This is a genomic window from Bacillus sp. S2(2019), from assembly GCF_005144805.1.
Lineage (GTDB): Bacteria > Bacillota > Bacilli > Bacillales > Bacillaceae > Bacillus > Bacillus altitudinis.
Genome location: NZ_SWFL01000005.1, coordinates 26,094 through 49,929, shown reverse-complemented (window position 1 = coordinate 49,929; position 23,836 = coordinate 26,094). Strand labels below are relative to the sequence as shown.

The 23,836-nt window shown below is 40.7% G+C and carries 27 protein-coding genes; 15 read left to right on the top strand and 12 right to left on the bottom strand.

The window, feature by feature from the left end:
- Positions 1 to 46 precede the first annotated feature (46 nt).
- A complete protein-coding gene (gene rlmD / locus FBF75_RS17055) occupies positions 47 to 1,423 on the top strand; it encodes a 23S rRNA (uracil(1939)-C(5))-methyltransferase RlmD (protein ID WP_167403899.1) in 1,377 nt (458 codons plus the stop codon).
- 263 nt (positions 1,424 to 1,686) lie between these two features.
- Here the strand turns inward: rlmD and FBF75_RS17050 are convergent, their stop codons facing one another.
- Both FBF75_RS17050 and FBF75_RS17045 read right to left on the bottom strand, forming a co-directional pair.
- Positions 1,687 to 2,259, bottom strand: a complete 573-nt coding sequence (locus tag FBF75_RS17050) for a hypothetical protein (RefSeq protein ID WP_136944977.1) — start codon at positions 2,257 to 2,259, stop codon at positions 1,687 to 1,689.
- A 55-nt stretch (positions 2,260 to 2,314) separates the two neighbouring features.
- Entirely contained in the window at positions 2,315 to 2,800 is a 486-nt protein-coding gene (locus tag FBF75_RS17045; protein ID WP_136944976.1) for a hypothetical protein, read from the bottom strand.
- A 524-nt stretch (positions 2,801 to 3,324) separates the two neighbouring features.
- Here FBF75_RS17045 and FBF75_RS17040 point away from each other — a divergent pair.
- Positions 3,325 to 4,299, top strand: coding sequence for a tRNA dihydrouridine synthase (locus tag FBF75_RS17040; RefSeq protein WP_035391414.1), 975 nt, complete (start codon positions 3,325 to 3,327; stop codon positions 4,297 to 4,299).
- A 106-nt stretch (positions 4,300 to 4,405) separates the two neighbouring features.
- Positions 4,406 to 5,263 carry an SMI1/KNR4 family protein gene (locus tag FBF75_RS17035; protein WP_046342884.1) on the top strand — a complete coding sequence of 286 codons (858 nt, stop codon included), beginning with the start codon at positions 4,406 to 4,408 and terminating at the stop codon, positions 5,261 to 5,263.
- 90 nt (positions 5,264 to 5,353) lie between these two features.
- Here FBF75_RS17035 and FBF75_RS17030 read toward each other — a convergent pair whose 3' ends face one another.
- Positions 5,354 to 5,725 (bottom strand): hypothetical protein, encoded by a 372-nt coding sequence (locus tag FBF75_RS17030; protein WP_007496834.1) that lies wholly within the window; start codon positions 5,723 to 5,725, stop codon positions 5,354 to 5,356.
- 181 nt (positions 5,726 to 5,906) lie between these two features.
- On the opposite strand from FBF75_RS17030, the gene FBF75_RS17025 reads away from it, so the two are divergent.
- Positions 5,907 to 6,344, top strand: a complete 438-nt coding sequence (locus tag FBF75_RS17025; RefSeq protein WP_017366776.1) for an Rrf2 family transcriptional regulator — start codon at positions 5,907 to 5,909, stop codon at positions 6,342 to 6,344.
- Positions 6,345 to 6,409: 65 nt separating this feature from the next.
- Positions 6,410 to 7,324 (top strand): NAD(P)/FAD-dependent oxidoreductase, encoded by a 915-nt coding sequence (locus FBF75_RS17020; RefSeq protein ID WP_136944975.1) that lies wholly within the window; start codon positions 6,410 to 6,412, stop codon positions 7,322 to 7,324.
- A 10-nt stretch (positions 7,325 to 7,334) separates the two neighbouring features.
- Here FBF75_RS17020 and FBF75_RS17015 read toward each other — a convergent pair whose 3' ends face one another.
- Positions 7,335 to 7,535 carry a hypothetical protein gene (locus FBF75_RS17015; protein WP_073414504.1) on the bottom strand — a complete coding sequence of 67 codons (201 nt, stop codon included), beginning with the start codon at positions 7,533 to 7,535 and terminating at the stop codon, positions 7,335 to 7,337.
- 113 nt (positions 7,536 to 7,648) lie between these two features.
- On the opposite strand from FBF75_RS17015, the gene FBF75_RS17010 reads away from it, so the two are divergent.
- Entirely contained in the window at positions 7,649 to 8,086 is a 438-nt protein-coding gene (locus FBF75_RS17010) for a DUF3885 domain-containing protein (RefSeq protein ID WP_240692400.1), read from the top strand.
- Between the two features lie 16 nt (positions 8,087 to 8,102).
- Positions 8,103 to 8,297: a DUF3885 domain-containing protein gene (locus FBF75_RS19855; protein WP_240692398.1), complete on the top strand. Its 195-nt coding sequence runs from the start codon at positions 8,103 to 8,105 to the stop codon at positions 8,295 to 8,297.
- 33 nt (positions 8,298 to 8,330) lie between these two features.
- On the opposite strand, the gene FBF75_RS17005 is transcribed toward FBF75_RS19855, so the two are convergent.
- Positions 8,331 to 9,659: a 6-phospho-beta-glucosidase gene (locus FBF75_RS17005; protein ID WP_125590628.1), complete on the bottom strand. Its 1,329-nt coding sequence runs from the start codon at positions 9,657 to 9,659 to the stop codon at positions 8,331 to 8,333.
- A gap of 204 nt (positions 9,660 to 9,863) precedes the next feature.
- On the opposite strand from FBF75_RS17005, the gene FBF75_RS17000 reads away from it, so the two are divergent.
- Positions 9,864 to 10,595 carry a MurR/RpiR family transcriptional regulator gene (locus FBF75_RS17000; RefSeq protein ID WP_136944974.1) on the top strand — a complete coding sequence of 244 codons (732 nt, stop codon included), beginning with the start codon at positions 9,864 to 9,866 and terminating at the stop codon, positions 10,593 to 10,595.
- Positions 10,596 to 10,608: 13 nt separating this feature from the next.
- Here FBF75_RS17000 and FBF75_RS16995 read toward each other — a convergent pair whose 3' ends face one another.
- A complete protein-coding gene (locus tag FBF75_RS16995; RefSeq protein WP_136944973.1) occupies positions 10,609 to 11,811 on the bottom strand; it encodes an MFS transporter in 1,203 nt (400 codons plus the stop codon).
- Between the two features lie 146 nt (positions 11,812 to 11,957).
- Between FBF75_RS16995 and FBF75_RS16990 the strand changes: the two genes are divergently transcribed.
- Positions 11,958 to 12,437 (top strand): aminoacyl-tRNA deacylase, encoded by a 480-nt coding sequence (locus FBF75_RS16990; protein ID WP_017360428.1) that lies wholly within the window; start codon positions 11,958 to 11,960, stop codon positions 12,435 to 12,437.
- A 32-nt stretch (positions 12,438 to 12,469) separates the two neighbouring features.
- Here FBF75_RS16990 and FBF75_RS16985 read toward each other — a convergent pair whose 3' ends face one another.
- On the bottom strand, positions 12,470 to 13,378 hold the full coding sequence (locus FBF75_RS16985; protein ID WP_058214229.1) for a LysR family transcriptional regulator: 909 nt from the start codon (positions 13,376 to 13,378) through the stop codon (positions 12,470 to 12,472).
- Between the two features lie 103 nt (positions 13,379 to 13,481).
- On the opposite strand from FBF75_RS16985, the gene FBF75_RS16980 reads away from it, so the two are divergent.
- Positions 13,482 to 14,681, top strand: coding sequence for an MFS transporter (locus tag FBF75_RS16980; RefSeq protein ID WP_136944972.1), 1,200 nt, complete (start codon positions 13,482 to 13,484; stop codon positions 14,679 to 14,681).
- A 63-nt stretch (positions 14,682 to 14,744) separates the two neighbouring features.
- On the opposite strand, the gene FBF75_RS16975 is transcribed toward FBF75_RS16980, so the two are convergent.
- The 4 genes from FBF75_RS16975 to FBF75_RS16960 form a co-directional block, all read right to left on the bottom strand.
- Positions 14,745 to 15,824 carry a DUF3900 domain-containing protein gene (locus FBF75_RS16975; RefSeq protein WP_136944971.1) on the bottom strand — a complete coding sequence of 360 codons (1,080 nt, stop codon included), beginning with the start codon at positions 15,822 to 15,824 and terminating at the stop codon, positions 14,745 to 14,747.
- A gap of 200 nt (positions 15,825 to 16,024) precedes the next feature.
- Positions 16,025 to 16,174 (bottom strand): DUF1540 domain-containing protein, encoded by a 150-nt coding sequence (locus FBF75_RS16970; protein WP_080995756.1) that lies wholly within the window; start codon positions 16,172 to 16,174, stop codon positions 16,025 to 16,027.
- 206 nt (positions 16,175 to 16,380) lie between these two features.
- Positions 16,381 to 16,830: a hypothetical protein gene (locus tag FBF75_RS16965; RefSeq protein WP_123766726.1), complete on the bottom strand. Its 450-nt coding sequence runs from the start codon at positions 16,828 to 16,830 to the stop codon at positions 16,381 to 16,383.
- Between the two features lie 68 nt (positions 16,831 to 16,898).
- Positions 16,899 to 17,378 carry a hypothetical protein gene (locus tag FBF75_RS16960; protein WP_052320981.1) on the bottom strand — a complete coding sequence of 160 codons (480 nt, stop codon included), beginning with the start codon at positions 17,376 to 17,378 and terminating at the stop codon, positions 16,899 to 16,901.
- A 283-nt stretch (positions 17,379 to 17,661) separates the two neighbouring features.
- Here FBF75_RS16960 and rfbF point away from each other — a divergent pair, with 283 nt between their 5' ends.
- Genes rfbF through FBF75_RS16935 form a run of 5 tightly spaced genes read left to right on the top strand, consistent with a single transcriptional unit; the run spans position 17,662 to position 22,443 of the window.
- Positions 17,662 to 18,426: a glucose-1-phosphate cytidylyltransferase gene (gene rfbF, locus FBF75_RS16955; RefSeq protein ID WP_008344198.1), complete on the top strand. Its 765-nt coding sequence runs from the start codon at positions 17,662 to 17,664 to the stop codon at positions 18,424 to 18,426.
- A gap of 4 nt (positions 18,427 to 18,430) precedes the next feature.
- Positions 18,431 to 19,402: a GDP-mannose 4,6-dehydratase gene (locus tag FBF75_RS16950; RefSeq protein WP_017360423.1), complete on the top strand. Its 972-nt coding sequence runs from the start codon at positions 18,431 to 18,433 to the stop codon at positions 19,400 to 19,402.
- Positions 19,403 to 19,414: 12 nt separating this feature from the next.
- Positions 19,415 to 20,326, top strand: coding sequence for a putative nucleotide-diphospho-sugar transferase (locus FBF75_RS16945; protein WP_057078350.1), 912 nt, complete (start codon positions 19,415 to 19,417; stop codon positions 20,324 to 20,326).
- Positions 20,323 to 21,513: a glycosyltransferase family 2 protein gene (locus FBF75_RS16940; protein ID WP_046342904.1), complete on the top strand. Its 1,191-nt coding sequence runs from the start codon at positions 20,323 to 20,325 to the stop codon at positions 21,511 to 21,513. Before FBF75_RS16945 ends, FBF75_RS16940 begins: the two co-directional genes overlap by 4 nt.
- Positions 21,514 to 22,443 carry a putative nucleotide-diphospho-sugar transferase gene (locus tag FBF75_RS16935; protein WP_019743932.1) on the top strand — a complete coding sequence of 310 codons (930 nt, stop codon included), beginning with the start codon at positions 21,514 to 21,516 and terminating at the stop codon, positions 22,441 to 22,443.
- Positions 22,444 to 22,477: 34 nt separating this feature from the next.
- On the opposite strand, the gene FBF75_RS16930 is transcribed toward FBF75_RS16935, so the two are convergent.
- A complete protein-coding gene (locus FBF75_RS16930; RefSeq protein ID WP_017360419.1) occupies positions 22,478 to 23,716 on the bottom strand; it encodes an MFS transporter in 1,239 nt (412 codons plus the stop codon).
- Between the last annotated feature and the right edge of the window lie 120 nt (positions 23,717 to 23,836).

Genomic DNA, 23,836 nt, shown 5'->3' with positions numbered 1-23,836 from the left:
CCTTATGGCGACCAAGTTTTTCTTTGCAAATGAGGTGATAAAATTGGTGAAAATGAAACCGCCTGTTCAAAAAAATGAATACTACAATGTAACCTTCGAAGATTTAACGCACGAAGGTGCAGGTGTAGCGAAAGTTGAGGGTTTCCCTGTGTTTGTACCGAATGCCCTTCCTGACGAACAAGGGAAAATCAAAGTCACACGTGTCAAAAAAGGATTTGCTTTTGGACGACTCATGGAGCTGACAAAGGAAAGTCAGCACAGGCAAGATGCGCCATGTCCTATCTATAAGCAGTGCGGCGGCTGTCAAATCCAGCACATGAGCTATGAAGGCCAGCTGCTTTTTAAACAGAAACAAGTAAAGGACGTATTGGAGCGGATCGGCAAGCTTGATATGAGCCGTGTAAAAGTTCATCCTGTACTCGGCATGGAAGACCCTTGGAATTACAGAAACAAAGCACAAGTACCAGTTGGTGAACGAGAAGGCGGACTTGTTGCAGGATTTTATCAGCAGCGTACCCATGAAATCATTGATATGGAAAAATGCTTGATCCAGCAATCAGAAAATGACGAAGTGGTACAGGCAGTAAAAGACATCTGCAATGCGTTTGGCATAAAAGCATATAACGAAGAGCGGCATAAAGGCTGGCTGCGTCATGTCATGGTTCGCTACGGCATGGCAACAGGTGAAATGATGGTTGTGTTTGTCACAAGAACGGCTGATTTTCCGCAAAAGCAACAGGTGATTGAGCAGATTATAGCACGCTTCCCACATGTTCGGTCAATTGTGCAAAACGTGAATTCAAAGAAGACAAATGTCATTTTCGGAGACGAAACGACCGTTTTATGGGGAGAAGAATACATTTATGACACGATTGGCGACATCAAATTTGCTATTTCAGCCCGCTCGTTTTATCAAGTGAATCCAGCTCAAACAAAGGTGCTTTACGATAAAGCCCTTGAATATGCGGAGCTGCAAGGAGAAGAAACCGTGATCGATGCGTATTGCGGAATCGGTACGATTTCCTTATTTCTCGCACAAAAAGCAGGCAGAGTCTATGGCGTAGAAATTGTGCCAGAAGCAATTGAAGACGCAAAACGCAACGCTGCCTTAAACGGAATCAACAACGTCGAATTCGCAGTCGGCGAAGCAGAAACTGTTATCCCAAACTGGTACAAAGAAGGCATCATAGCAGATACGCTAGTTGTTGATCCGCCAAGAAAAGGCTGTGACGAAGCACTGCTTGACACCATTTTAAAGATGAAACCAAAACGAGTTGTTTATGTTTCCTGTAATCCTGGTACGCTTGCTCGTGATTTGCGTATTCTTGAAGATGGCGGGTATGTGACAGAGGAAGTGCAGCCGGTGGATATGTTTCCGCATACGAGTCATGTGGAGTGTGTGGCAAGTCTTGTGATTAATTAGTAATGTATTGAGAGACATCCCGATTTCGAGAAAAACATCGATATCGGGATATTTTTGTATCACTACTTGCCTAAAATTAATAGGTTGGATTTGCTGATAGATGGTGATTTGTATTGGTGAGAAGAAAGCAAATGACGAACACATTAAAAGGGAAATTTCAAACGAAGAACGAGAGTAGCTTCAGAATCAAGCTGATGGTATTTATGGTCCAAAGGCTAAAGTAGCGTTAGAAAAGCTATGAATTAAATAAACCCCCTTCTCCATTATAGGATAGGGGGTTCTTCTTCTATGTTCTGATTTTTTTGATCAAGCGCAGAGGATATGATATCAAGTCCGATGTATAAAAAGCTAACAAAGAAAGATAAAATTAATACACCGTTCCCCCATATAGAAACTTCAATTATCTTTAAATTGAGTACATATTTAATCGTGAAGTAAATAAGAGCCCACGAAGCAAAAAATTCTAAAATATAGGTTATCCATTTTGGGACCTTCAACAAAAAAGTGATTCCTTTCCCTATAAATAAAACTATAAACGACCAAAAAACTACGATGATGCTGACTAACAATGAAAAGGTGATCAAAGAGGAGAAAGAATCATAAGTAATGTATTCACCGAAAAGAAAATTCACTCCCAATGTGACTAAATAAAGCATGGCAGTTGGAAGGGCAATAACGATACTAAGGGAAAAAAATATTAGTAAAATAAGAAGAACGGCAGCAAAAGCGCCAGGTGCTTCATCTACAATGTTTTTCTTTCTGAAAAAGGTATAGAGCATGATAGACACTAAAAGGAGCACTAAAAAAGTCATTAAAATAACGTAAGAAAAAGACATGAAGACCCTCCATAAAAAAGTGCTATTAGAAAACTAATAGCACTTATTTTTATATTTAGATAAGATTAATGATGAACTTTGCCAAAGTTTTAGCAACATCTCTAGGAGCACCTATTTTAGTAAAAGCTTTTGTGAATTGTTTTTCCGTCCACTTTTCTCCTTTATCCATTATTTTTGCGATTTTGGCAGAATTCTTTCTGATCCAAGCAGCAGCCTTTGGATTAAAAGGTTTCAACGCTTTTGACAGTAACCATCCTCCAGAACGTAGAGCACCTCGGAAAGCTTTATATGACCACGAAACAACCCCTTGAGTAGATACTTCCCCGTTTGCGGCTGTTTGAGTTGCTAAAGTATTTGACTGAATAGGGCTGCTAGTAGTGTTATTTGTTGCGGCTTGTTGTAAAGAAGTTTTATACACCTTCGTATGTACTGGAGCTGTTAATTTAGCTGGCTCTGCTGCAAATGCAGTAGTCGCACCAAGGCCAGAAGTCAATAAAGTTGCGCTTAGTAGTATTGGAACAAATTTTTTTCTGAAAGTCATGTTAATTTCGCCTCCGAAAATTTAATGAAGAGGCTGTTTATAAGTTAGAAAATTCTTGTTGTTCAAGCCTCAATTATAAAATACTTCTTAAGAAAATCCAGTGAAATATGACTTAAACATGTATAGGTCTTTTATATAAGAAATCACTCCTTTTCACAACATGCATAAAATTGTAACAATAACCATATTAAGTTTAAATAGTAATTTTATTCTATATTTTGTGTGGTTATTTCATTATAATTTATTTTTATGGGAAGATTGCGGTTTGTTTTTGGTGTGGAGAAACTTCTTTTCAAGTTGGTATCCTGATAAATGATTACTTGCTGTCCATCGCGTGACACGTTTCCTAGTAGGAACGGCATTTACGTCTCCTCAAATTTTTGATATTTTATTAAAGTGGGATAGCATTTATTAATGTTCATTTTATGGTCCTTTTGCTTATAATGATTAATAATGTATATAATGATATTTTACAGAAGGACATGCCCTTTAGGTGCTATGTCATGAGAGGAATTGGATGAAAGATGAGTAAAAATTTCTGGCGTGATTTACCACGGCCATTCTTTATATTAGCACCAATGGAAGAAGTGACAGATGTTGTGTTTCGTCATGTTGTGAGTGAGGCGGCGAGACCGGATGTGTTTTTTACAGAGTTTACGAACAGTGAGAGCTACTGCCACCCTGATGGCATTCAAAGTGTGAAAGGCCGTTTAACATTTACAGAGGATGAGCAGCCGATTGTTGCTCATATTTGGGGAGACAAGCCTGAGAACTTTAGACAAATGAGTATTGGAATGGCGGAGTTAGGATTTCAGGGGCTTGATATTAATATGGGTTGTCCTGTCCCTAATGTTACGCAAAACGGAAAGGGTAGTGGATTGATTCTTCGCCCAGACGTTGCGGCAGAGCTGATTCAAGCGGCAAAAGCAGGGGGATTACCTGTTAGTGTGAAGACAAGACTAGGGTTTACAGAGGTCGATGAATGGCGTGGTTGGCTCAGACACATTTTGGAGCAAGACATTGTGAATTTATCGATTCACCTTCGTACTAGAAAGGAAATGAGCCAGGTAGATGCGCATTGGGAGCTCATTCCTGAGATTAAGAAATTGCGTGATGAAGTAGCCCCTGATACGCTTTTGACGATCAATGGTGATATTCCTGATCGTCAAACGGGCTTAAAGCTCGCTGAGCAATATGGGATAGACGGAGTGATGATTGGGCGCGGAATTTTCCATAACCCATTTGCCTTTGAAAAAGAGCCGAAAGAGCATACGAGTGACGAACTGCTAGGTCTTTTAAGATTGCATCTTGATCTTCATGATCAATATTCTTCATTAGGTTTGCGACCATTTAAGGCACTGCATCGTTTCTTTAAGATTTATGTAAAAGGATTCAGAGGAGCGAGCTTCCTAAGAAACCAATTAATGAACACATCATCAACAGATGAAGTGCGTGCAATGCTAGATGAATTTGAAGCGAGAAATCAAGAACAATCATGATCAACAAGAGGAGGGAGAACCCTTCTCTTTTTTTATGAATAGGACTATTAAACTAGTTTTCTTAAATGGTAAAATGAGATAGAAATAACAATTGGAGGTATTTTATTTGAAACCATTTTGGGACACAGACAGAGAAAGTGAAGAGACATTTAAGAAAATCAATGAAAAAGGCATTGCAAAAGCGGAAAAGAAACTAGGCGTCATCTTGCCTGATACATATAAGAAACTGATTCTCGAACAAAATGGCGGTTATACCCTACATAATGCTTTTCCAACAGACCAGCCGAATGGATGGGCAGAGGATCATGTGTCATTTGATCATTTAAGAGGAATTGCCAAAGGCGAAGGTATCATGGACAGTGATTATTTAATAGAAGAATGGGAATTGCCTGAGGGACTTGTGCTGATTTGTGGAGATGGACATACGTGGATCGCATTGGATTATAGAGAAACAAAGGAACATCCGCCGGTTCATTACTTTGATCTAGAATATGAAACGGATTTTAAATTAGCGGATTCGTTTGATGAATTGATTGCGGGGCATTATACCGCAGAGGATAGCGAAGAAGATGGGATGTCAGATGAAGAGTGGCAGGCTGAATATGAAAAGCAGAATCCGCCATTATCAAAAGAAGAAGTGAAAGACATATTGAAGACTCGAGACCCTGAGGCACTTCATAAAATTGTGTTTTTTCATTTAGACCAAATTGATGATATCAAGTGGTTTTTTTCAGAAGTAGAAACTTTTATGAATTCCATTCAAGACGAAAATATGTTAGTAACTGCTGGCTGGGCGCTCAGCACAATCCTTACACTGAATGATGTGGTGGTTAAGCAGAATGACGATATTTTTCAAAGGGCACGTCGTTTTGCGGAGCAATTGAATCAATCAAAAATAGAAGAAATGCATGAAATCGCTTTTAATATATCATTATGGTTGGAATTTGATTTAGAAGAGCAATAAGAATATCTATTTCATGTGAAAAATATCAGAAATAGAAATCTTTTAAATTATTAAAAAGACCCCCTCACCAAAAGGGGGTCACCAATTCCTTTACTCCGCACTCTCCTCAACATCACGGCTATCTTCTGTTTCACCAATATAAATAGGACCGTTTGCATGGTCGATTCGGATTGGCCATTCGTATGGGACTTGCAGGCGTCGTGCGATGGCTCTCCAAAACTTTGCAGAATCAAATTCTAGTTCTTGAAAGTCTTTAAGCAATTCTTTATAAGAAGATCCATCAAATTGAATGTACGAGTCTTGCAGACGCATAAAGGCGTAATGTCTCACTTCTAATGCTGCCGCAGCTTCCATTTCTTCTTCTGTTGCTTCGCCAATGATTGTTCCTGCGGGTGGAAGCATGTCGTATACGTTAAATTCCTCTTCTTCTTCGTGTGCTGCATTGTGCTGTTGATCTGACATTTTTTTCACTCCTTCTAGTCTTCATCAAGCTTTTATTCGTGCTTACTTCTATTATCGGAAGGAAATGCGAAATGTGGAATGAAAAAAGAAGCAGATCCACAATACTTGCTTTTTCTTCTTGAATCTTTTATGATCAATTACAGATATAAAAGGTCTATAATAGATAGAAAGGAATGTTTCGATGAAATATTCTAAAGCGACCAACTATGCGCTTCATACGATGGTATTTTTAACCCTTGCACCAAAGGGGAAAGCAATAGGCGTTGAGCCTCTCGCCAAGATGCAAGATCTTTCACCTACCTATTTATCTAAAATTTTAACAAAGCTTGTGAAGGCGGGGTTGATTGAATCAACACCTGGCGCAAAAGGTGGTTACACCATTCTGAAAAAGAAAGAAGACATTTCGTTTTTAGACGTCATTCAGGCGGTAGAAGGACAAACCCATTTATTTCGTTGTTCTTTAGAACATGATTCTTTCATGCCTCACGATGGCTGTTTGATTGAACAAGTCATGCAGGATGTTGAAATGAAAATGCAGGAGACGTTAAGTCAAAAGCGGTTAGTTGATATTGCAAGCCAAATAGAGCAGACAGAAAAAAATCCATTTTTCAAGATGTGATTTTTTTTGAGTAAATTATAGATATTAAGAGTCTTTAAAGTCTTTTATAAAAAGGAGAGATTGACATGTTATTAGATTGTGCCATTATCGGAGGCGGACCAGCCGGATTAAATGCAGCTCTTGTTGTGGGGCGGGGCAGAAAACAGGTCATGATATTCGATGACGAGATGCCAAGAAATCGAGTGACTCAGGAATCACATGGATTTATTACAAACGATGGAATGACACCGTTTGAGATCAGACAAGCAGGAGAAGCGGATCTCCAAAACTACCCCAATATCCAAATCAAACGAAGCACAATTGTGGAGATACAAAATCATGAGGACAACTTCGCGTTACTGACACAAGAAGGAGAAAGATTCGAAGCGAAAAAAATCATTTTGGCAACTGGACTTCAGGATATATTGCCAAAGATCAACGGGATTCATGATGTGTATGGAAAGACGTTGTTTAGCTGTCCTTTCTGCGATGGCTGGGAGCTAAAGGACAAGCCGCTGGCTCTGATTGCTGAGAACCAGCGCGCTTTGCATATGGCGAAACTTCTTTCCAATTGGACAAAGGATTTGATTGTGTTTACAAATGGACAGCAAGTGTTAGCTGAAGAGGAGAAAGCACTGCTATCAGCGCATTCTATTCAAGTCATTGATGTACCAATTGTAGCGATCCATCATGACAATGGGCAGCTTCACTCTCTTCACCTTGCGAATGGGGAAACTGTGAAAAGAGAAGGCGGATTTGTCGCAAGTGATTTCAAGCAGTCAACCCCTTTTGCTGAAAAACTAGGCTGTCAAATGACGAAAAATGGGGGCATTGAAACAGATATTCTTGGGCGTACAACCGTCAGCGGTATTTTTGCATGTGGTGATAATTTAGGCGGACCTGCTCAGCTTGTTCTTGCAGCAGCAGCCGGAAGTCAGGCAGGAATGGGCGTGATTCATGAACTTGTGCAGGAAGAGTTTCAACAAAAAACATCTCTGTAAAAAGAGATGTTCAGCGATGAGCGATTTTCCGTTTTGCTAAGACGTGAGCAGTCCATTCAAAAAGTGCGTAGATGACAAAGAAGATTAGGATCCAGCTGCTGACATCGACCCATACATTGTTGATATGAATGATGTTCGCCTGATCAAGTCCAGCCTGTATCCACATCGTGATCAATGCGGTGAGGAACACCTGTAAAAACCATTTTTTCAATTGGTCACACCTCCATCTCTTTCTATCATATAAGAAATAACAGTTTATTTCCAATTGAATTTCCATCAGTTTCAACGGTAAAATAAGAAATAAAACCAATGGAAGGACATGAGATGAGCGATCAAACCAATCGTTTTTTAAAAAGTCATTTTCCTGAACTTGTCCTCGCGCCGCCTCTTTTTTATATGTGGCCTTTTGGTCTTCGCTTTGAAGTGGCAGATTGGTCATTGGGAGAAGAATCGGTTGTATTAGAAAAAGCAGGCGATCGGGCTTTAAAAATTATCAGATATGCTTTTGATCCAGAAGACGATATTCTACTTGTCACGGATGTCTACACGCAGCATGAACATGAATTAACGAATCAAAAGCTCCTTGTTTATCAGAAATATGCCGACCGACAAGTGCGTCACCGATTGCGTCACGAGCGTTTGACCTATGTACAACCAAAACAAGAAGAAACAATGAAAATAGAGAGATTTACACTCAAGTGTCAGCTGCAAGATATTCGATTGCGCACGCTATTACAAGCCATATGCCAAGAGGATTTCTAACAAACCGAATCAAATCTTGAAAGGAAAGCTTGGTTATGACATTTATCTCATCAATCTCTCAAAACAGATGATTTTCCACTTATATGATGATCGAGGCTGTGATCTTATTGCGGCAGATCCAGAACATCTGCGTCCAGTTTATGAAGGTTTACAGCACTGGCTCTTAGACTATGACCGTGCTCAGATGGATCAGTTGTTTGTCGGGAAATAAGAAAAACCGCACTTTGACAAGTGCGGCTTCTTTTTATGCTTCTACTTTATTGAAAAACTGTGGTAGATATTCTTTATGTGCTTCTAGCATTTCATCTAGGATGCTTTTTGCAATGGCATCTGATGGGACGAGCGGATTGATGGTCATGGCGACAAGTGCTGTGTTGTAGTCGCCTGTCACGGCTGCTTCAGCGGCTACACGTTCAAAGGATTTAATTTGAGAAATAAGTCCTTTGACAGCGACCGGCATTTCACCAACAGCGATTGGTTTTGGGCCGTCTTTTGTGATGACACAGTTCAGTTCAACGGCAGAATCATTTGGAATGTCACTGATGGCGCCATTGTTGATTGTGTTTACAGGCTGAATGTCATGCTTGTCGTTATAAATGGATGCGATCAAGTTACATGCTGCATCACTGTAATAAGCACCGCCTCGTTTTTCAAGCTGTGGCGGCTTAATATCAAGATCAGGATCTTTGTAAAGCTCGAACAGGTCATTTTCTAGTGCACGAACGACTTCTGCACGAGTTCCCTCATTCGCTGCTGCTTTCTTCTCTTCAGCCAACATATCACTTGTCTTGTAATAATAGCGGTGGTACGGACAAGGAATCACACCAAGCCCTTTTAAGAAATCTGCATCCCACGGAATCGCTTGAATGTTGTTCATGGACATGGTGGAGTTTGGATCTGCCATGTCTTCGATCACTTGATCCATGATGCTTTTGCCATCTAAGAACACGTTCAGTCCAAATACCATATGGTTTAATCCAGCAAAGCTGACTTCGACTCTGCTTGCGTCGACATCAAGTCCTTTGGCGATGCCCATGCGAATGCCGATTGGTACGTTACATAAGCCAACGACTTTGCGGTGGTTTGAATAGCGAAGTACGGCTTCTGTGACCATACCAGCTGGATTGGTGAAATTCACAAGCCAAGCATCCGGGCATAATTCTTCAATGTCTTTCACAATCTCAAGAATGACAGGGATGGTGCGCAGACCCTTGAATAGACCGCCTGGACCGTTTGTTTCTTGACCAATGACATCATATTTTAAAGGAATGCGTTCATCCTTCATACGTGCTTCCAGTAATCCGACGCGGAATTGTGTTGTGACGAAATCAGCGTCTACCAGTGCTTTCCGGCGATCTAAAGTTAAATGAACCTCGATTGGAAGTCCCGCTTTTTTTACCATGCGTTTTGCAAGATTTCCGACGATCTCAAGCTTTTCTTTACCTGCTTCGATATCGACGAGCCAAAGTTCGCTAATTGGAAATTCATCGTACCGTTTAATGAATCCTTCGACAAGTTCTGGTGTATAGCTTGATCCTCCGCCGATTGTGACAACCTTTAATCCTTTTGTCATGTTCTGCACCTCCGAATAATGTAACGCACAATGTTATAATAGAGTGAATCAATCTTTTATCATTTGTTTGTACATTTATAGCTTATCGTGAGAGTACCTTGTGCGTAAACGGTTTCAGCGTCTTTAGGCAAGGGTGCCCTATTTAGAGATTTGTTACATAAAAGAAACGTCTTGTGTCATGTTGTTGGAGAAAGGGGAAGTCAGATGTTTTCAAGTGAGGTCATTTCCAGCTTTAATGAACTAGAAAGCGCTTTATACCGATACATTATGGAAAACAGTGAAAAAGTCGTCTATATGAGAATTCGTGATTTGGCAGATGCCGCACATATATCGACCTCATCTGTCCTTCGCTTTTGTCGAAAAGTGAATTGTGAAGGCTTTTCAGAATTTAAGGTGAAGCTCAAAATGTATTTAGAAGCAGAACAAACACCTTCTTTGAAAAGCACGCAGCATTTCCTGTATGAATTTATCGAACGGACACTTAAAGGAGATTTTGAAGAGAAGATTAAAGAGGCAGCGAAGCTCATTGCGGATGCAAAGAATGTGCTGTTTATTGGGACGGGCAGTTCTGGTATTTTGGCGCAGTATGGGGCAAGGTACTTTTCAAGTCTTGAGAAATTTTCATTTTACATCAATGATCCGTTTTTCCCGATGAATATGCAGTATTTAGACAATAGTGTCACCATTGTGCTGTCGGTATCAGGAGAGAACAGTATTACGATTGATCATATTTCGAAGTTAAAAAGAGAAGGCAGCAAGATCATTAGTATTACTAACAATCAGCACTGTACGATTTCTCGTATTTCTGACTTAAATATTGCCTATTACGTCACAGACGAACGAGTCCATAGAGCCAATATCACCACACAGACACCCGTTGTGTATATCCTAGAAGCAATGGCACGTGACATGTTTGCAATGTTAAAAGAAAAGTAAAAGAGCCGCTACCTTAAACAGTGGCTCTTTTTTTCTGCATCATGAAAGTGGTGATGGCAATCCCGGAACAGATGAGTACAAACAGTCCGCCTAACAAATACACAAATCTCGCTCCGAATGTATCCGCAATTAATCCAACAAAGAAAATAGATAAACTGACAGACATAGAAGAGAGCACGTATTGAGCCGAATACACCTTTGATAACTCATGGACTGGCGTTTCCGTTTGGAGGATGGTTTGCTGCGAAACATCCCGAATTTGATAGGCAGGCCCCATTAAAATACAGAGCAGCAATGCAAGCCATGGCAGGCTGTTTAGTGAAAATAGGATCGTCAGCACTGCATAAATAAAAGAGCCCGCTGCCATAAAGAGGAGAAGTTGTTTTTGAATCAACTGACTTAGCCATGCAGCCATGAGTCCGCCTATAATGGCACCTATATAATATGCGGCATTGATATATCCCCACCATTCCGCACCTTCCTTTAAAACAAGTGTGACAAAGGCAAGCGTAACTGGTCCGACCCACAAAGCACCTGCAATATTTTCACTAACATCCATGAAAGTCAGGATGCGAACCGTTTTGTTTGTCCAAATGATCTTCCAGCCATCTTTGAACCCGTTCATCTTATTTTCTTTTTGAACCGTGTCTTCTTGCTTGAGTAGAGAAAAAACAGGGAGGATCAATAGATAGGACAACACAATCATGAAACAAGAGGCCCACATTAAATAAGATGGACCAATCAACAGGACGAGCATTCCAGTAAACGAATAGCCGGCGATTTGAACAGATTGATAAAAAACGGAGGCTGTACTGTTCGCTTTCACAAGCTGATTTTCTGGCACAATCATCGGCATGATGGCTTGCAATAAAGGACTAATGAACCCGCCTGTGATGGAAATCAAAACGAACGCACTAAACAGCCAGATCAGGTGCTGCTGAAAGAAATCAAATTGGGTCGTGAATACGACGAGCATCCCAATACGTAAAAGAGGGACCCATTTCAATAGACGCTTGGCTTGAAAGAGTTCTGTCAAAACAGGAGAGAGGAGCTCAGCCAATAGCTGACATAGTGTTCTTATGAGCGGAAATACAGCCGCATAGGCGACAGATTGTGTATCTTGATAAATAACCAATGTGACTGTCATCAAAAATAGAATATCACTTAGCATGAGAAGGCTTTTACTGCCTGTATAACACCAAAACTTATTTCCCATATCCAACCGACTCCTTTTCAAAAACAAGTTCAGTATAGCATGTTGGCGAAGTGTGCAGAGGTTTTCCATTGAAAAATACATCTTAAGGATGAGAGGATTGTGATAAGCTAAATGAAAGAACATCGTAAGGAAAGGGGTTCAATCCATTGAAAAAATTACCAGCACATGACTTTTTGGACAAGCATGGCATCCCGTATGACATCAAAACATTTTCTGCCGACACAGAGAAGGGCGCAGCGAATGTAGCGGCAGCTCTTGGTTTTAGAGAAAGACAAATGATCAAAACATTGATCTTTGAAACAGGGGAAGGGGAGCAGCTGCTTGTAATGGTGGGTGCTGACCAGCACATCAAATCAGGGAAACTAAAGAAAGCCGCAGGCTCTCGCAATATCAAAATGGCTTCACCAGACACGGTGCTTGAAGTGACAGGCTATCGCATTGGCTCCATCCCGCCATTTTGCTGGCAGCCTGAAGGGTTCCGCACGATTATCGAAGCATCGCTATTAGAAGAAGAGATATTAGGCGTTGGAGCAGGAGAATGGGGAAATGAAATCCTCATCACACCAGAACAATTAGTGATAGCCTCAAAAGCGGTCCCATTTGATCTTGTTCAGCCATCCGAATAGAAAAAGTGCCTGTTGCTGAAGCAGGCACTTTTTTAATTGGAGGCAGGTGGTGTAAAGGGTCCGATGTCTTTCATTTGCAGAAAAGCATTCACCGTCCTATTTTCCTCAAGGTCATTCGCCCGTTTGCAGACCACAACAGGTCTGATAATGTCAATTCCTTCGATATACACACGCCCAATTTCTCCACGTTCTAAGCTTCGCTGAACAGCGTCACGAGGAACAAGGGTAATGCCATAGCCAGCTTTGATCATTTGAATGGCTTCGTGGACACCACTGAATTGTAAATCAACGGTCGGTTTTTTAATTCCTTTAGCGGTAAAAAGGGAAAAAAGTTTGTCTCTCGTCGAACTGCCTTCTTCTCGCATTAAAAAGGGTTCATGGCTTAGGCGTTCTAGGGGGACGGTTTGTCCATTTAACGGGTGATCCACAGGCACGATAAAGTCATAACTTAAATCAGTTAAGTGAGAGGTGTGAAGATCTTCGTGGTGCAGGTCCTCTATTACGGCGATTGCCACATCTGATTGATATTGAAGCAGGCTTTCGATCACTTGAGCGGAGTTTCCGCTTTTTAATTCAATGTCTGTCTGTGGCGATGCCGTTTTAAAAGAGGCAAGCCAATCAGGCAGTAAAAAGTTAAGTGGTACGTAGGTAGAAGCAATTCTAAGTCTTCCTTTTTTTCCGTTTTGCAGAAGGGTGATCTGATATTCTACTTCTTTTTCCGCCTCGAATACTTGCCGGGCATATGGATACAGGATCTTTCCCATCTCCGTCAGGGTAATCCCCCGGCCGTTTCGTTTGAAAAGACGAAAGCCGATCTCTCGTTCAATGCTTCGTAATTGTGCTGTCACAGCCGGCTGCGTCAAAGACAGCACGTCTGCCGTTTGTGTGACACTTTTTGTTTCGGCTACCTTTGCAAAAATACGGAGGGCATGTAAATTCATCTTTGCACCGCCTATCAATTATTTTGATGATTCAATCAAAAACATTCATTAGATTTATTATAAGGTATCCCTTATCGTAAAGGTAGCGAAGGGGGAAGAAAAAATGGATCGTCGTCAAAAGCAAGTGGTGTCAATTGCGCTCATCACAGCATTTGCCCTTATTGGGGATTCAATGCTCTATATTGTTCTCCCGGTCTATTGGAAAGAGATTGGTTTATCATCCATTTGGGAGGTGGGGTTACTGCTGTCTATCAACCGATTCATTCGTATCCCGCTAGCACCTGTCGTATGGTGGCTTTATCGATATATTCCAATGAAGACCGGTGTACTGATCGCAATTTTGATCGCGTCAGTGACCACGATATTATATGGTATGAGTGGATTTTGGCTGCTATTGATTTGCCGCTGTGCATGGGGTCTCGCTTGGACGTTACTCCGTATGAGTGGGATGAGGGTCTTGGCTGAAATGGACGAAGGCTCACAAGGACATTTGACGGGTCTTTATAATGGGCTTTACCGGCTTGGCAGTTTATTTGGCATGTTATTTGGTGGAATCCTTGCCAGCTTGATCGGTTTTCAGTCCATGACGCTTGTCTTTGGCTTACTCACATTAATGGGCTGCATTTTTTATGTATCGTTAGAAGAAATTGAAAAGAGAGAAGGCACGCAGGTGTATCATGGCATCAAACAGAAGTGGTTGACACGAGATGTGGTAAAAGTACTAATAACAGGCATGCTGATCGCACTGATCATCCAAGGTTTATTCGCATCCACGCTGAGTCATGTCATTGAAGCAAAGATTGACCAAGATGAATTGACTTTGTTTGGCTTTGTCATCGGAGCTTCGGCTTTAAGCGGTGTTATTCAAGCGCTCAGGTGGGGATGGGAACCATTTCTCGCACCGAGAACGGGTAAATGGTTTGATCGTCTTGTGATGAAGGAACGAATGTTATGCTGGATGTTTCTTTCTTTTGGAGGGCTCAGTTTTCTTGGGATCATGCTGAAGGTAAGCGGCTGGTTCCTATTGATGCTGCTTTTGATTCAACTAATGGCAACAATTGTCACAACGTTCACCGATACACTTGCCTTTCAAAAAGCTTCTGCTCAAACAGATAAGAACCGCTTTCTCGCCAGCTATTCTTTTGTTCAAGATATGGGGGCTGCTTTAGGACCTTTGTGTGGGTATACGTTGATCCAGTTTTTCGGAACAAACAGCGTCTTTTGGCTGATGCTTATCATAAGCTTAATGCTCGTCAGCATGTGGATAAGAAGCGGGCAGCATGTTTCTTCTAGTGCAGTGTAAAAAATAAAACGTTATATAAAAAACTGCCTCATGCAGCTGATCGCAGGAGGCAGTCATATTCTCTTATTCTAAGTCTGAATCATAGGCTTTTTGTGTCAGCTGGCTGACGACCTCTTTCAAGCCATTGGGTTTATGGAATTCAACGGGTGTGCTTCCTTTTTCAAATACAATTTGATCTGCTTCAACGAGCACGACATATCGATTGTTGACCTTTGCAATATGAATCGAGTGGCCGAAGTCGGCTAAAAGCCCTTTAATTTCTGTTTCGCCTAGACGCATCTTCATCGTGATATCAGGGGTTTGTTCCACAATATGTGAAGCCGCTAGTGTGACCTGTTCTGTATCGAGGCGCTCCCTAATCTCCCGCTTTTCACTTGCTTCCCATATTTCAAGGTCCTCTTCAAATTGTTTTAATTCTTCACTTTCATCCTGTAATGTTTCAAATACGTGTTCCTGCACCATATTCATGACCTGTGATTTCATGATTTCAGGCATTGATTCTCCGTATTCGACGAATTTCAGAAAGTCTTCAAAATAACGAGCGTGTGAGGATTGGTGAATTTTCACTTCGGCTTCCTCAGTCATGCCCTCTTCTGGCATAAACGGGTATTGAATCGATTTCATGTTTTTTGTTGTAATCGCCATTTCTACTTTTTTGATCAAGGTAGATGTATCAGCAATAGAAGCGACTTTCTGTTCAAAATCACATTTCATGATAAAGACAAAAGAGTCATCGAAATATTTTTTAGGAACCGCAGATGCAACCAAAAAGACGCCGCCTCTGACAGCACTTGTATCTAAATAGGTGCGAACAAATTGTTCACTGCATTCGTTAAATACTTCTTTTGTATCTGCAAATCTCGTCTGATGAAATAAATTGTAGTTTGGATTTGAATCGAGTTCATGCCCTGGTTCTACAATAAATCGGCCAATTTTAGTCGGTACTTGCTCAGACTTAGGGTGTCTGTCCACTTTTCGTTTGACGATTTTTTTAAGCTCACCGTCTAGAAAGTCCTTCAGCTCACTTTGTTCAAATTCCTCTTGGTTTAATGTTTGGTAATGTTTAAACCGTTTATTTGCTTGTTCCTCTTTACCTTCTATTTCAACCACATAGAATGATAGGAAACGTATCGTAAAATCCACTGATTGGTCACCACTTTTTCTTCTTTGGATATGTTGAGTATAGAAAAAGGAGTGAAAATCGTCAACGAATGGAGAAATTTCGTGTCATTATTTCCCGAGAAATGTTTCGTGAAAAACGCTTGATAATAATTATCATTCTTGATAGAATGATAAAAGAAAAGAAGGAACCTGCCAGTTCCTTCATCTCAGAAAATCATGTATTATTTTGTTTCAAATGTTTCGCAATCCGTTTCAGCATTGCGAGTCACGTCAGTCATTGTGCTTTTACCAATTTTAATTGTAGAGGCTGTACAGCTGTTGGCAGCCCAATAACGGCAAGAGTTCACTTCACAAAGTACATTTTGTGCCATGGGAATTCACCTCCGTGATTCATATTAAGAATGAAGCAAGCTGCCACTTGAGTTCATTCAATCTAGTAGTCTCTTTATCGAAAGAGGCTGTTTGTGCTGTATATGCACATGTTTATCATACCATCTACCCTGAAAATATACAATTTAAACTTTGAGTAAGAATACAAAAAATCCATCTATTTTTAAGATGGATTTTTTGTATTCTATCACTTAGATGATTCATATAAAAGTTCAATATCATCAAAAAAATGAATTGGTCTTTTTTCATGATTTAGAATGTAAAAGCTGTAACCTTCTTTATTTGTCTTAATCTCTTGTTGTTCTTTAATTGATAACATACGAGATGTTTGCAAATTAAAGGTGATGTTATAATTTAATTGATTAAAACTAAAAGTCCTCTGTCCTGGAATCAAATCTGTTTCTTGCTCTTTAATAATAGCAGATATTTTTTCAGGTATGTTTATTAAAAAGTAATATTCGCTATTGTGCACATTTAGAACAAAATGCAATTTGCTTCGTAAAGTATAGTCAATTGAATATTCTACTCCTAATGGACTTGTTTTAATTTTGAATTTATTTATTTCAAAATTGGGAGGTGTAAAGTTTTCTTCTAAAGGAAGTGCAATTGCATCACTATCTTCTTTTTGAGTTTTCATATTATGACAACCTGATAGACTAACTATCAACATCAAAAGAAAAAAAGTGATCCATTTTTTTTCTAAATTCATTTTTTAACTTTCTTACTCCATGTTCCATAAGACCACTTCGCTGATACCGATTTAGAGCTTAAAATTTTTCCTGCATTCCATTTTCTTATGACGCCTGATTCTTTTACAAACTTAGTGCCAGCAGTCAGTTTATATGTGCTTTTAGGTGGTATGGACCAAGTCATTGTGATTTTTTCTGTTTTTGATAGTCCTAAGCCGATTTGGGTTTTTATTCCGACCTCGTGAACCATAAGCTTTAAAGTATAAGAAGCACTGAAGTCAGCATTCGTAGATTTTGTAGTACTTACCGAATAACTAACTCTATCAGTTTTATTACTTGGATTTGTGGCAGTATGTGTAAAAGAAGTCTTTTTGCTTTTAGTAGTGGTCACATGCACATACTCTGTACCAGTCATATCACTTGCAGCATAAGTCTTTGTTCCTAATCCTAATGTGAAAACTAGTATTACAATACTTGATAAAATAATTTTTTTCAAAAAAATCCCTCCTATAGTTAAATTAAACCACTCATGTTAAATTAAATCAATATAAAAATAGGTAAATAACCTTAAAATAACCTTAAAATAACCTTAAAAATCAAATATTAAAATATTTGTGAAAAATAGTTAAATGCTAGGTGGCACCCTCTCTTATTCCGACATATGAATAGAGTAGATTCAAAACCTGATGTCGGACAAAGTATAAGGGTACATGTACTGATTTTCCGCATGAAGATAGGGTTTTCAATCAAAAATTTTCATAGAGAGATGAGGGGAGAAGATGAAAGCAGTCATTCTCTGCGGAGGAAAGGGAACGAGAATGAGTGAGGTCACACAAGCGCTTCCTAAACCACTTGCTATGATCGGAGACCGGCCTATTCTATGGCATATTATGAAAATCTATCAGTATTACGGTGTAGACGAGTTTATCTTATTGCTTGGATATAAAGGAGAGAAAATCAAAGAGTACTTTCTCAACTACGACTGGCGGCATCACAGCATGCAGCTGGATATGTCGACAGGAGAAATGAAGCTTTTAGGGAATTCGGAGAATTGGAAAATCACTTTTTTAGATACGGGTGAGAATACGATGACAGGCGGGCGGTTAAAGCAGGTACAGGATTATATTGGTGATGAGACATTTATGATGACGTACGGTGACGGACTTGCCAATATCAATATGTTTCATTTGCTCAAGCGCCATCAAGAGCTTGGAGCAGCTGCCACTGTCACAGGAATTGAAAAGAAATCACAGTACGGCACGCTGAAGGTGTATAACGGGATGGCACAATCCTTCTCTGAGAAGACAGACAGTATCGGGATGATCAATGGAGGATTTTTTGTGTTGTCTCCAAAGGTTTTTGATTATTTAACAGATGATGATCAATGTGTGTTCGAAGCAGAGCCTCTTCAGAACTTGGCGAATGATGGAGAGCTAGCAGTCTATGAGCACCACGGATTTTGGACAGCAATTGATACGTATAAAAACTTGAAAGAAATCAACGGCATGTGGGCAGATGGAAAACAACCATGGAAGGTTTGGTGACAGCATGAGCGGATTTTGGAATGGGAAAAACGTATTTGTGACTGGGTGTACGGGATTGTTAGGGAGTTACCTCGTCAAGGAATTGATAGATCAAGGAGCAAACGTAACAGGGCTTGTACGTGATCAGGTGCCAAGATCGAACTTATATCAAGGCAGTCAATTTGAAAAGATGAATGTCGTCCAAGGCGCACTTGAGGACATGCAAACGATAGAACGTGCGTTAGGAGAATATGAGATTGATACAGTCTTTCATTTGGCCGCACAAGCGATTGTTGGAGTCGCAAATCGTCACCCGGTCTCTACATTTGAAGCCAATATTTTAGGAACATGGAATGTGCTGGAGGCATGCAGAAGACAGCCGCTTATCAAACGAGTGATTGTGGCATCGAGTGATAAAGCATACGGGGATCAAGAGCAGCTTCCTTATGATGAAGACATGCCGCTTAACGGCAAGCATCCATATGATGTGTCAAAAAGCTGTGCAGATTTAATTTCTCACACGTACTACAACACATATGGCCTTCCGGTTTGTATTACGCGCTGCGGTAATTTATATGGAGGCGGGGATTTGAATTTTAACCGAATCATTCCGCAAACCATCCAGCTTGTGTTAGAGGGAAAGGCGCCAGAAATTAGAAGTGACGGAACCTTTATCCGTGATTATTTCTATATTGAAGATGCGGTCAAGGCTTATTTACTGCTAGCTGAAAAAATGGAGGAAAAAGGGCTTGCAGGAGAAGCATTTAACTTTAGTAATGAAATTCAGCTGACCGTGCTTGAGCTCGTTGATAAAATCTTAAAGGCGATGGGCAGTGAACTGAAGCCGTGTATTTTGAATCAAGGAACGCATGAGATTAAGCATCAATATTTATCAGCAGAAAAGGCGAGAAAGCTGCTTGATTGGAAGCCTGATTACTCCATTGATGAAGGGTTAGAAAAGACAATTGAATGGTATCGCGAATTCTTTCAAAAATAGAGGTGTATACAGATGAACAGCATATATTGTACGGTTCTATCAAGTGGAAGACTTTATCAAGCCATTGCGTTTTTCTTATCGTTGAAGCAAGTAGAAGATGATGCTGTCATCAAGACGTTATGTATGGATGATGCTGCATTTGATTTGCTTCATCAAATGAATTTCCCGCATGTCGATCTTGTTCATGTGCGTGAGCTTGAAACGCCGGAGCTTCTAGAGATCAAAAAGGAACGAAATGATTCGGAATATTGCTGGACATTAAAACCGATTTGGATTGAGTGGCTATTTAAGCAGGGCCAGGCGGAGGAAGTGACGTATCTTGATGCGGATTTGTTCTTTTATGAGCGTCCACAAGTGATTTTTCAAAATCAGCCTGATGCGTCTGTGCTGCTATCAAGAGGGGATATTGTCATTCCAAGCTTTGATCCAGAGGAAGTGAAGATGCTTCAGAAGCTTTTAGGGCGTTATAACTCAGGCTTCCTGCATTTTAAAGGAGATGAAGCCGGCCGAAAGTGCCTTAGCTGGTGGAAAGAAGAATGTCTAAAGGAATGCAAAAATGCGCCTGGAGAAGGAAAATTTGGCGATCAAGGGTATTTGGATCATATGCCGATGCTGTTTGAAAAAGTAGAAGATATTCAAACAAAGGGTGTGAATATTGGTCACTGGAATTATGGCCAGCATTCTTATCAGGAAGAGAATGGACGTATTTTGCTTGAGGATGGGAGCCCGCTCATTTGTTATCATTTCAGCGGATTTCGGATCTTAAGCAAAGATGATATGCAGCAAATCCATGAAAAAGGAAGAGATGACTTGCCATTTTTCCAAGAAGCCTATCGGGAAGTGCTGCGTCATGTGATTGAATCGGTAGAACAAGTCAATCCGATGTTTAACGGCTATGCCAAACTGGAGGAGGATGGCGCATGAATGAAAAGCCGAAGGTCAGCGTCATTATTCCGAGTTATAATGCGAAAGAGCGTTTAGAAGGGAGCCTCTTTTCCTTAACGCTTCAGGAAACCGATATTCCATTTGAGGTCATTGTTGCTGATAATGGGTCAACGGACGGCACGATGGAAATGCTCGAAAACATTGAGGTGAACTTTCCATTCAAAAAGGTGCGTATTCCTGTCAATCAAGGAATTGCCAAGGGGCGCAATCATGCCATTCGTGAGGCAGAGGGAGACCTCTTAATATTCCATGACAGCGATATGTTGGCAGAGCCCCAATTTATTCAAAAGCACGCAGAGGCACATGCTGATCATGAGGACCGTGTCATTTGCGGTGTATGCTGGAAGCGAATCTACCGTTATTTTTACACCGGTTTTGATAAAGATCATGTGAAGCGATTAAAAAAACAAGGACTGTATCAGCGGAAAATGAAAGACAAAACGTCTCTTGTGTCGATGGAGGAAATAAAAAACGGAGCATTTCTAGAGAGAAGCTTCGACTTGCAGTCCGAATTTATTGATATTCTGAAAGACATTTTAAACACGTACGACTATGATTTAAGTTCTTATCAATTGCCGTGGCGATTTTTTATCACAAATAACTCTTCCGTCAAGCGAAAGCATGTCATGGAACTAGGGATGTTTGATGAAAAAATCGTTCGATACGGGTTTGAGGATTATGATTTAGGCATTCGTCTGCATCAGCTTGGCCTCTCATTTGAGCTGCGTGAGGATATTTTAAGTGTGCATCAGGAACATCCAAGTAATTTAACGTCATTCGATGACATCAAATATAACATTTTGTATATGTGCGAGAAGTACAACAATATTGATTCGATTGATGTTCATTTGGCTTTCTCTGGACCATTTTCTCATACCGTGACAAATGATATCGTGAAAGACATTCGCCAGCTGCGTAAGAATGCAGCATATGATGATCTGCTCGCTTATTTTTTGGAGCTGCTTCATATGATCACAGAGCGGAATGTGGGCATTAAACGTGATCAAAAGGACGTGCTGACGGCAAAGCATTTCCCTTTGAAAAAGCTGTCAGAGACGGCCCAGCTTGCCAAGCAGGAACATGGATGCACGGTGCTGGCAGAAGCCATTCAAGGGCTCACAAAAGAGCTGCTGCATGTTGATTTGTTCCAAGTGGATGTGTTGTAGATGGCATCCTATCATTTCACAACCATTGTGTCGAATACCCATGTATTTAAGCTGCTGGCGCTGATTCATTCACTTGAACAGACGGCTCAATCATACAAACTTTCTGTCTTATGTGCTGATCCTTTGGCTTACAAGGTGTTAAGTCAATTTCCTCATCCACATGTCCAATATGAACAGCTTGAAGATGTGGAAGATGATTCGCTGCGAAAAGCAAAGGCGGATCGTACGTTCCACGAGTATTGCTGGACGCTTAAGCCTGCGTTTCTACTCAAAATTCTTGAGTCCTCTGATGCAGATTATCTCGCTCATTTGGATACGGATTTGTATTTTTATCATGATCCAGAGGCGATATTTGCAGAAAATCCACTCGCTCATGTATTTTTGACAGATCATATGAATTCCAAGCGATTCTATCACTTTTATGAATTATCCGGCCGTTTTAATACTGGGTTTGTAGGCTGTCGAAACACAGATGTGGCCAAACGGGCTGTGACGCAGTGGAAAGAGAACTGCATTGCGCACTGTACAGTAGAAATGGATACGGAAAAAAAGACATATGGTGATCAGCGGTATGTTGAAAGATGGGTCGATGATTTTGAGGGTGTCCATGTGGTGGCATCTAAAGGTGCCAATGCAGCGATTTGGAATATTGAAAACTATAAGCTCTCCGTTGTGAAAGGAGATATGTATCTCGACGAATGTCCACTGCTGTTCTATCATTTTTCTGCCTTTACGATCATTGATGAAAAGAACTTTAATCTGAATTGGTATTACTATATGACAGAACAAAAGCTGGTGAATCACTTGTATATTCCGTATGCGGATTTGGTTCACAAAAAAATCAAACAGGTGCAGGAAATCTTTCCTGATTTTCAGCAAGGATTTATTGCGAAGAAACATGTTCCCGACACACATTTTTATGAGATATGAAAAAAACCGCTCAGTAAATGAGCGGTTCTTGATTTTACGATTCATTCCATTTCGCTATGGTTTGATCGCTAGGTAGTAAGAAGGCTAGGATGCCTAATATCGGTAAAAAGGCGACACCAATCATGGTAGGCGTTAAACCGACTGCATCAATTAATGAGCCGAGGGCAACGGATCCAATCGCTCCCATACCAAACGCAAGTCCAACAGTTAAACCAGACATTGTGCCAATTTTCCCGGGAAATAGTTCTTGGGCATAGACCACGGTGACAGAGAAGCTTGAAGTCAGAATGATCCCAATAAGTCCAAGTAAAACATAAGCAACAACTGGTCCGGCAAATGGGAGAAGTAGGGCAAGCGGAAAGGATGCCAATAAAGAAATTAAAATGACGGTTTTCTTGCCGAAGCGGTCTGCAAGCGGCCCGCCTAAAAATGTCCCAATCGCACCCAATATAAGAAATAAGAAAATATAAGTTTGTGATTCTTTAATCGTCAAACCATATTGCTCAATCGCATAAAACGCATAGAAATTCGAGATCGCATTTCCATACCAAGAACGCGCGAAAATAAGAAAGACGATAATGCCAAGTGCTGTGAGCGCTGACTTGCGGTGAAGTTCAGATCTTGCTGCTTTTGCAGGCGCTTTTTTCGCTTGTGCTCGAATGGTTTGAAGCTTTCTTGCGTACCATCTCGAAATATAAAGAAGGAAACCGACAGCAATCATTCCAACAATCGTAAACCAAGCCACACCTGGCTGACCGAGAGGGACGAGCATGAATGCAGCGATTAGCGGAGCAAAGGCTTGACCTGTATTTCCGCCGACTTGATAGATGGATTGAGCAAGACCCCGTCTAGGACCAGCTGCCATGTTGGCAACCCGTGAGCCCTCTGGATGGAAAATCGCAGAGCCGAGTCCAATAAAGACGACGCACAGTAGGATGGTCGCAAATGATGGCGCAAACGCAAGGCCGAAAATGCCGACAGCACTTGAAAATAATGCGATAGGCAGTGCATAGGGCATCGGCCGTTTATCTGTGTACCACCCGATCGCAGGCTGCATGACAGAGGAGACCATATTTAATGTAAAGGCGATTAGCCCTAATTGAGTAAAGGTCAGCCCCATTGAGCGTTCTAAAATAGGGAACATGGCAGGAATCACGGCTTGCAATGTGTCGTTGAGCATATGGCAAATACCAATAATCAATAAAATAGGATAAACCGTTGAACCGGTGACCGCTTTTTGAGGTTTATCCTTTGTTTGAGCAGCAATAGCCAATGAGACTTCCTCCTTTCATTCAACTTGTTTCTTTTTTTCATTCTCCTCATTTTATTCATAAGGTGAACTATAAAACAATAGCAAATTGTCATGATTTAGAAAAAAAGAGACACATGCGCT